General features: G+C 69.4%; 7 protein-coding genes and 2 pseudogenes. 5 read left to right on the top strand and 4 right to left on the bottom strand.

What is annotated here, in order from left to right:
- Together ACM9NP_RS21875 and ACM9NP_RS21870 are read left to right on the top strand one after the other, a co-directional pair.
- Window positions 1–430 (top strand): annotated as a pseudogene (locus ACM9NP_RS21875) (hypothetical protein); the annotation flags it as partial.
- On the top strand, window positions 427–2220 hold the full coding sequence (locus ACM9NP_RS21870; protein WP_415648640.1) for a YhgE/Pip domain-containing protein: 1794 nt from the start codon (window positions 427–429) through the stop codon (window positions 2218–2220). The pseudogene ACM9NP_RS21875 and the gene ACM9NP_RS21870, both read left to right, overlap by 4 nt.
- Window positions 2221–2278: 58 nt before the next feature.
- On the opposite strand, the gene ACM9NP_RS21865 is transcribed toward ACM9NP_RS21870, so the two are convergent.
- Window positions 2279–3118, bottom strand: coding sequence for a serine hydrolase (locus ACM9NP_RS21865; protein ID WP_415648639.1), 840 nt, complete (start codon window positions 3116–3118; stop codon window positions 2279–2281).
- A gap of 469 nt (window positions 3119–3587) precedes the next feature.
- Here ACM9NP_RS21865 and larE point away from each other — a divergent pair, with 469 nt between their 5' ends.
- Window positions 3588–4439 (top strand): ATP-dependent sacrificial sulfur transferase LarE, encoded by an 852-nt coding sequence (gene larE / locus ACM9NP_RS21860; protein ID WP_415648638.1) that lies wholly within the window; start codon window positions 3588–3590, stop codon window positions 4437–4439.
- A gap of 11 nt (window positions 4440–4450) precedes the next feature.
- On the opposite strand, the gene ACM9NP_RS21855 is transcribed toward larE, so the two are convergent.
- From ACM9NP_RS21855 to mqnB, 3 genes are all read right to left on the bottom strand, one after another.
- Entirely contained in the window at window positions 4451–4855 is a 405-nt protein-coding gene (locus ACM9NP_RS21855; RefSeq protein WP_415648637.1) for a cold-shock protein, read from the bottom strand.
- Between the two features lie 129 nt (window positions 4856–4984).
- Window positions 4985–5779, bottom strand: coding sequence for a 1,4-dihydroxy-6-naphthoate synthase (locus tag ACM9NP_RS21850; protein WP_415648636.1), 795 nt, complete (start codon window positions 5777–5779; stop codon window positions 4985–4987).
- Window positions 5776–6399 carry a futalosine hydrolase gene (gene mqnB / locus ACM9NP_RS21845; RefSeq protein WP_415648635.1) on the bottom strand — a complete coding sequence of 208 codons (624 nt, stop codon included), beginning with the start codon at window positions 6397–6399 and terminating at the stop codon, window positions 5776–5778. Before mqnB ends, ACM9NP_RS21850 begins: the two co-directional genes overlap by 4 nt.
- 146 nt (window positions 6400–6545) lie before the next feature.
- Between mqnB and ACM9NP_RS21840 the strand changes: the two are divergent.
- Window positions 6546–7295 (top strand): annotated as a pseudogene (locus tag ACM9NP_RS21840) (DUF3027 domain-containing protein); the annotation flags it as partial.
- 1029 nt (window positions 7296–8324) lie between these two features.
- Window positions 8325–8729 carry an RlpA-like double-psi beta-barrel domain-containing protein gene (locus ACM9NP_RS21835; RefSeq protein ID WP_415648634.1) on the top strand — a complete coding sequence of 135 codons (405 nt, stop codon included), beginning with the start codon at window positions 8325–8327 and terminating at the stop codon, window positions 8727–8729.
- The last annotated feature ends 6 nt before the right edge of the window (window positions 8730–8735 follow it).

The raw sequence follows: 8735 nt of genomic DNA, 5'->3' as shown, positions 1-8735 counted from the left end.
CCCCCACCACACCGTCGCCGCCCTCATCACCGAAACCCAACTCATCGGACGATCCGTCTGCGACGCGACCTCCATCGAACGCGTCTTCCGCCTCCTCGGAGTCCGCGCCACCCCCACCGACACCTTCGGCCGCCTCCCCATGGCCGACCGCACCCTCCTCATGGTCGCGCTCGCCGCCGTCCAACGCACACCCGTCATCGTCGTCGACGACGTCGACTTCGGCGTCGACGCGTGCGGCGCCGCCCGCGTCTGGTCCGCCCTGCGACGCCTCGCCGACCGCAACCACCTCGTCATCGTCTCGGCCGTCCGGCCCGACCTGACCCCCGACGTCGTCGTACGCATGAACCACCCCGACCCACAAGAACGGCCACAAGCCGCACAAGACGCGACCGTCATCGTCACCCGCGTCGTGGAAGGGGACTCACCATGACCGCCGTCCGACTCGCCATGCTCGAACTCCGCCGATTCCGAGGACGACCACTGCGCTACCTCGCCGTCCTCACCATCGTCGCCGTCCCCCTCCTGTACGGGACCCTCCACCTCTGGTCCAACTGGGACCCGTACCGGGCCCTCGACCGAGTCCCCGTCGCCGTCGTCAACGCCGACACCGGAACCGTCATCGACGGCCACCGCGTCAACGCCGGCCAACGCCTCGTCGACCAACTCACCGCCACCAACGACCTCGACTGGCACTTCGTCGACCGCGACGAAGCCACCCGCGGCATGACCGACGGCGACTACGTCGCCAGCGTCCTCGTCCCCGACGACTTCTCGGCGGGCCTCGCACCCGGCGCCAAACCCAACCCCGAACCCCCGGCCGTCACCATCCAATACGACCCGTCCCACGACCACCCCGCCATGTCCATCGCCGACACCATCCGCACCCGCCTGCACCACCAGATCAACACCGCCGTCTACGCCACCCTCGCCACCACCACATACCCCGACCTCAACGGCCACCGCGACGCACTCCGCCACGTCCGCGACGCCGCCGGCGTCATCCAATCCGACGCCACCGAAACCGCGACCGACGCCGAAGCGCTCGCCGCCGAACTCAACGCCCTCGAAACCGCCAGCCGATCCGTCGCCGACGGCGTCAACCGCATCAACAACCCCGTCCAAAACGCCTACGCCGTCCTCATCGACGACCTCGACACCATCCAAGCCGGATCCGAGGCGGGCGCCGCCGTCACCGCCGTCGCCGCCACCGAACTCGGCGACATCCACGCCGCCCTGTGCGGCGACCGCACCGACGACCCCGCGTGCGAATCCCTCGCCGCGCTCGCCGACCGCGCCCGAACCGCCGAACCCGCGGTCGCCGACGCCGACGCCATCGTCCAAGGAATGTCCGGCGCCGACCTCGGCCGCAACGCCGCCCAAGTCCAACGACTCGCCGACGGCGCCACCCACGTAGCCGACGACACCGCCACCGTCAGCCGCGACGCCACCCAACTCGCCACCGCGACCGGCGACGCCGACACCGCGACCGGCGAACTCGCCGCCGCCATCGGCGTCGTCACGACCACCCTCCCCACCACCGATCCGGCCGTCGACGGCGCCCACGCCGACACCCTCGGGTCACCCGTCGGACTCCGCGACAACGCCAGCCCCACCACCACCGCACCCGGACGCGGACTCGCCCCCTACGTCGTCGCACTCGCCCTATGGGTGTTCGCGCTCGTCGCCTACATGGTCCTGCGCACCGTGAACCCGCGCGCCCTCGCCGGAGACGTCTCGGCATTGACGGTCGCGCTCGCCGGATGGCTGCCCGCCGTCTTCCTCGGCGTCGTCGGAGCCGTCGCCCTGTACTTCGCCGTCGACGTCGGGCTCGGCCTGGACGCCGCGAACGCCGGCGCCACCGTCCTGCTGTGCGTCCTGGCGGTCGCCGTGTTCACCGCGATCGCGCACGCGCTCCGACTGGCACTGCCGACCGCCGGTGATGTCGTGATGGTCGTCCTGCTCATGCTGCAGTTGACGTCCGTCGGCGGCATCTACCCGCTGTCGACGGCCCCGGGCTTCTTCCAGTGGATCAGCCCGTACCTGCCGGTGACGTACCTCGTCGACGGGCTGCGCGTCACGATCGGAGGCGGCGGCGGACAGCTCTGGTGGGACGTCGCCGTCCTCGCGCTGTTCGGAGTCGCCGCGCTCACCGCTTCGACGCTGACGACCATGCGGCATCGCAGGTGGACGATCGCGCGCCTACATCCCGCGATCGACTGAAGCGGACACGACGACGCCCACCCGAGCGGAAGGCTCTCGAGTGGGCGTCAGGTGCGGGTCAGGCGCTCGGTGGCGTCTGAGCGAAGGCGGTGCGGGCGAGACCCGCGATCGCTTCGACGTGGGCCTTGCCGGCTTCGAAGTCGGTGTGGCCACGAGTGAGGACCGCGATGCGCAGCGGTGACTCGTCGGGCGTCTCGATGACGCCGATGCTGTTGACCAGCCAGCCTCGGTCGCGCAGGTCCCAACCGTTCTTGAGGAGCACGTCGGCGTTCTCGCCGACGGCGGCGCTGACGCCCCAGGCCTGCCACGGAGCGACCTCGCTGAGGAGACGGTGGGTCACCTCGACGTCGGCGGTCGTCAGCAACCCGGGCGTGAGCGCGGTGCGGATCACGTCGAGCTGGTTGACGGCGGTGGTCGCCTCTCCGCCCCACAGCCCGTGGTCGACGCAGGCGTCGGTTCCACCGGGGACGAGACCGGCGGTCGTCTCGTTCGCGATGCGTCCGCACAGGTCGTTCGTGGCCTCGTTGTCACTGAGCCGGATCATGTCCTCGGCGAGCCTCAGTTCCTCGACCGGCAGTGGCTGACCTTGCCGGGCCACCAGCCACCGCGTGAGGACCTCCACCTTGACGATGCTCGCGGTCTCGATCGCGGTGTCATCGCCCCACGAGATGGCGGATTCGTCGTCGCCGATTGCGACCGACACGTCGAAGCCCGGGTTCGACTCCATGTAGGACTCGATCGCGGTGGCCAGGTATCGCTGTCGTTCGACGACGTCTGGGGACGGCGGTCCGGGCTGCGTCGCGGCTGATTCGGGCGTTTCGGACGCGCCCGGAACGAACGTCGCGGCGGTGCGCGCGTCGACCGGTGGCGCCATGAACGCGACGATCGCCAGCGCCACGGCGATGATTCCGCCGAGGATGAGCGTGCGCCGATGCCGTACGTGGAAAGGGGTATTGGTGGGGGAAGTGATAAGCGTCTCGCAAGGGGTTGTTCGGGTACTTACTGGCCACGCTAAGGCGCGGAACCTACGCCGAACATCATCCGAATGGGCAAGGTGGGCTAATGATTACCGACAGTGAGATCACGGGTTCATCACGTGTCCGCGGAGTCACGCGCGTGCCGTTTCCCTGCGTGAGCGCGCCCACCGAGTCCCACCCCGTTCGAAGCTGAAGGCGGCTTCAGCGCGCTTTAGCGTGGCTTCAGCATGTGATGGGTAGTCTCCGACCTGGGGAGGAGGTCGGAGGCCCCCGGGATCGGCCACAAGGGAATAAGGCGGGGAGTCCGGTACGGATTTCCGCCTCGACATCACACTTTCGAGACGGCCCCGCCTTCCTCTCCGGCGTCGCTGTCGTCATTATGCTCCGCATGTGACTGACGGTGACGATGAGGTATTTCGTAGGCTGGCCCGCCTCGACGCCCGCCTCGACGAACTGGGAACGATCATGGTCGCGTTCTCCGGCGGCGCCGACTCCGCCTTCCTGCTCACGGCCGCGGTCCGCAGGCTCGGCGCGGGTTCGGTCATCGCCGCCACCGCCGTGTCACCGAGTCTTCCCGCGACCGAACTCGCCGCCGCCCGCGTCTTCGCCGCCGAACAGGGCGTCCGCCACCTCACACCGAACACCTTCGAGCTCGACCGCGCCGGATACCGCGCCAACGGGGCCCGCCGCTGCTTCCATTGCAAGACCGAGCTCGTGACGACACTGCGCCCGCTCGCCGAGGCGGCCGCCGCGACGATCGCGACCGGCACGAACGCCGACGACGCCCGGGCGGGCTTCCGGCCCGGCATCGCCGCCGCACGTGACGGAGGCGCCGTCACACCGCTGCTCGACGCGGGCCTCACGAAGTCACAGATCCGCTCCACGTCCCGAAGCTGGGGACTGTCCACATGGAACAAGCCGGCGGCCGCGTGCCTGTCCAGCAGGATCGCGTACGGGATCCCCGTCACCTTGCGCGGGCTCGGCCGCGTCGAACGCGTCGAGGCCGCACTGCGGGAGGTGTTCCGACGGCACGGCATCGGCGTGACGAATCTGCGCGTCCGCGACCTCGGGGGCGAGACGGCCCGCGTCGAAGTCGACGCCGAACACGTCATCACGGTCACCGCGAACGCCGACGCGCGCGCGGCGGTCCTGCGGGAGTTCGAAGCGGTGGACGTCGATCCGCGCGGATTCCGCTCCGGGTCGATGAACGAGGCCCTGCCCGCGTCCGCGCGAGACTTGTGAATCGGGGAGGTTCAGCCTTCGAGTTCGTCGGCGACGGCGTGCATGACCTCCGCGAGCTTGCCGGTCTGCTTGCGGTCGGGGTGCCGACCACGACGCAACGGCGGCATGACCTGATCCTCCAGGATCTTGATCATGTCCTCGATGAGGCCGTGCAGCTCCTCCGGCGACCGGCGTGGCGCCGCGGGCTCCGTGCGCCGCGTCCGCTGCTGTGGGGTGTCCTTCAAGGTGACCGCCATCGCCTGCACGCCACGACGGGTGTCGACGATCCCGTACTCGACCTTCTGACCCGGCTTCAGTTCGGTGACGCCGTCCGGCAGCGCGTCCCGGTGCATGAACACGTCATTGCCGCCATCGTCACGGGAGACGAAGCCGAATCCCTTCTCGGCGTTGTACCACTTGACTCGACCGGTGGGCACAGCCAAACCTCAATTTGATCCGCAGGGACGATGACCATCCGCGTCCACAACGTGGGGCGCTTCCCTTAAGCCTAACGGTCTGGTTTCGCATTGCGCCATGCCGTTACCGGGCGAATCCGCATCAACGGCTCAACCGGGGACGAGCCCGGCATCCGCCGCGCGCCGCAACAGGACGTCGATGGCGGCCCTGCCGTCGACGCCGAGATCACGCGTGTACTCGTTGACGTACAGCTCGATGTGCTGACGGGTCACGTCGGCGGACAGTTCCTGCGCGTGCTCCGCGACGTACGCCGCGCTGGCGTCCGGATTCGCCCACGCGTACTCGACGCTGGAGCGGATCCAAGACGCGATCGCGGTCGTGTCGAGGCCCTTCCTCGCGAGGATCGCGCCGAGCGGAATCGGGTGCCCCGTCGTCGACTCCCACCACTCGCCGAGATCGGCGAGGCACGTCAACCCGTGATCCCGATACGTGAACCGCGCCTCGTGAATGACCAGACCGGCGTCGAACCGACCGGCCGCGACGCCCGGCATGATCTCGTGGAACGGCACGACCTCGATCCGGCCCGGCTCGAAGCCCCGCGCCCACAACCGGAACAACAGGTACGCGGTCGTCCGGTCGCCCGGCACGGCGACCGTCGCGCCCGCGATGTCGCTCGCGGGTCGGTCATCGGCGGTCAGGACGAGCGGGCCGCAACCCCGGCCGAGCGCCCCACCGCACGGCAGCAACTCGTACTTGTCGAGCAGCCACGGCAGTGCCGCGTACGAGACCTTCACGATGTCGAACGTCCCGTCGAGCGCGGCGGTGTTCGTGACGTCGACGTCGGCGTAGGTGACGTCGACCGGTGGCGCGCCGTCGACGAGGCCGTGCACCCACGCGTGGAAGACGAAGGTGTCGTTGGGGCAGGGGGAGAACGCGAGTTTCATCGGCCGTTCCGATCGAGGGATCGACTGAGCGCGGCGGCGGCGAGGGTGAGACCGGCGAAGCCGCCCTCCCAGTCCCAACCGGCGACGTCGCGGTCGCCGACGGCGTTGGAGATGGCGCGGATCTCGCCGAACGGGATGCCCGCGTCGTCGGCGGCGGTGGCGACACCGAAACCCTCCATCGCCTCGGCGATCGCGTCGGGATATGCGGTGGCGAGTTCGTCGGCGCGGGCGGCGGTCCCCGTGATGGTGGCGAGGGTGAGGATTTCTCCCCGGTGCCCGTCGACGCCGGCGGTGAGCGTCGGGTCGGCGTCGAAACGGTTGCTGCCGAAGCCGAGTGCCCCGAGCGGGGTGAAGCCCGATTCGTCGACGACGCCGAGCTCGGCGGACACGCTCGCGGTGGCGAGGACGATGTCGCCGGTGGCGGCGCGACCCGCGAGGGCGCCCGCGACCCCGGCGTTGATGACCGCGTCGTATTCGCGGGTGGCGAGGAGGCGGGCGGTGCCGGCGGCCGCTCGGGCCGGTCCGACGCCGACGGAGAGGACGTCGACATCGGCGACCGAGAGTCCCTTGAGGACAGCGTCGCGTTCGGCGTCGACGGCCGTGACGATCAGAAGCTTCACCTCGTCGACGCTACCGAGCCGGCGGATCGGCGGGTCGGCGGCGGTGGGCGACTGTGACGAGAGGACTTGTCGCGCGATGTCCGGGGCCGTCGGTGCGGGAACCCGGGACGTCGTATCCTTGCCGAGTGTCGCCACAAAGTCCCACGATGTCCAGGCGCGCCCGCCTTGATCGGGTGTGTGCCGACGCTATCGAGCCCGCCAGAGCCGCCGCCGAAGAAACCGGTGACGGAGTAGGCGAACATCTCGAGGTCCTCGCGGAGGACGATCGGGTCGTAACGCACTTCTTCGACTGCACGCTGCCGGGCTATCACGGTTGGCGCTGGGCGGTCGTCGTCGCGCGCGCCCCTCGGGCGCGGACGGTGACGATCTGCGAGACGGCCCTGCTTCCCGGCCCGGACGCGTTGACGGCCCCGCAGTGGGTGCCGTGGTCGCAGCGGCTCCGCGCCGGCGACGTCGGCATCGGCGATCTGCTGCCGACGGACGAGTTCGACGAGCGCCTGCAGCCCGCGTACGTGATGTCCGATGACGACGCCGTCGAGGACATCGCGCTCGAACTGGGGGTCGGGCGCAAGCGGGTCATGACCCGCGAGGGCCGCATGGAGTGCGCGCAGCGTTGGTACGACGGCGATCGGGGCCCGGACGCGGAGATCTCGCAGTCCGCGCCGGACGACGCCCGTTGTGGCACGTGCGGTTTCTATCTTCCGATGGCGGGTTCGTTGCGCTTGGCGTTCGGTGTCTGCGGGAACTTCTACGCGATCGACGACGCGAAGGTCGTGTCCGCGGATCACGGGTGTGGCGCGCATTCGGAGGTGTTGGCGGACGCCGAGGGCGACGACGACATCGACGCCGCCGAGACGGTGTACGACGACGCCGTCATCGAGCCCGTCGATGTGTCCGATGAGGACTCCGTTCAGGCTGACGCGGAGACCTTCGAGGGTGACGTGGACGCGGATGCGGTGGCCGACGGCGAGGCGACCGATCCGGTCGAGGACTCCGCCGACGTCGACGTGGAAACGGACGAGACCACCGAGGTGAAGGTCGAGGTCGAGGTGGGTGACGTCGACGTCATCGTGACCGAGGCCGAGCCGGCGGCGGCGGTCGAGCCGGAGCCCGAGTTCGAGTCGGAGCCGACGCCCGTCGAGTCCGAGCCCACCGGGTCCGAAACCGAAACCGAAACCGAGAAGTCCGCGAAGGACTAGAGGTCTTCTCGTTACCTCAGGTCGTGCGAGGCGAGTGGCAGGGCGTCACTCGGCGGGGTGGAGGATCGCCCGCATTCGGTTGTCGGCCACGACTTCTGGCGTGCTGGAGCACGGCCGGTGATCCGACAACGCGGCCGATGGCCGTCGAACCGCTCGGCGGTTCGACCATGAACACCGCGACACCGCCGGAACCGATCCGCTGGGAAACGAGACGACCTCTAAGGTCGTTTCCGCGCCGTTCGTGCGCTGTGGACGAACCTCTTCGAGTCGGTGGTGTTTCCGCGTTCGCCGTCTCACGAACTCAGATCCGTGATCGACAGTGCAATATGGTGCGTCGTGGTGGTGTTCGGCGCCACCGATTCCGTTCCTGGCCGCCGCTTCGTTATTCTCCCGTTATGGCCCGTATGTAGGTGGGTTTCACTGCGCGCCTTGACTTTTGAAGGTGAGCTTCGTCACGCTGGCAGCGCGACGGTGACCTACCGTCGCCGACCGTGATGAGAGGTCGTCCCCGTGATCTCAGGCCGTGCGAGACGCGCGTCGGAGTGTCACTCGGCGGGACGGCGGAGCGCCCGCACATCGCACGCGGGTGGTTCGCCGACGCAGCCGATGGCCGCCGAACCGTCGGGACGGTTCGACCATGAAACATGGCCGCGCCGCCGCAGCCGCCCCGCCGAGTGACGGGACACCCCTCGTTTCGAGCACTCCCACCTGCAAGGAGATTGCCCCATGGCGGCTCTCACTGGCGAGTTCTCCTGGTTCTGCTGCGGCAACGGTTGGGGCCCGTGCGGCACCACCGGCACGGGTGCCTGCGGCACCTGCCATTCCGGCAACCTGCAACACGCCTGGACCAACGCGTCCGACGCCTGCTTCGCCATCACCAGGCCCGACAAGTGCGGCATCAACATCGCCCGCCGCACCTGCGGGCACCGGCACACGACCACCAACCGTTGCAACGGCGCCGCCGTCGCGACGACGATCGCCGACTGTGGACCACAGACCGACCTGTGGTGCGGTGAGCGATCCTGCTGCGGCTCCGTCTGCGAGCACAGCCGCGTCATCGACCTCACCCCCGCCGCGTACTCGCGCATCGCGAACCTGTCCACGGGCCTGCGGCCCTGCGTCGTCACCTAAGGAGGA

The sequence above is a fragment of the Stackebrandtia soli genome, assembly GCF_965137155.1.
Taxonomy (GTDB): domain Bacteria; phylum Actinomycetota; class Actinomycetes; order Mycobacteriales; family Micromonosporaceae; genus Stackebrandtia; species Stackebrandtia soli.
The sequence above is the reverse complement of the archived record's forward strand: the minus strand, read 5'-3'. Positions and strand labels throughout refer to the sequence as shown.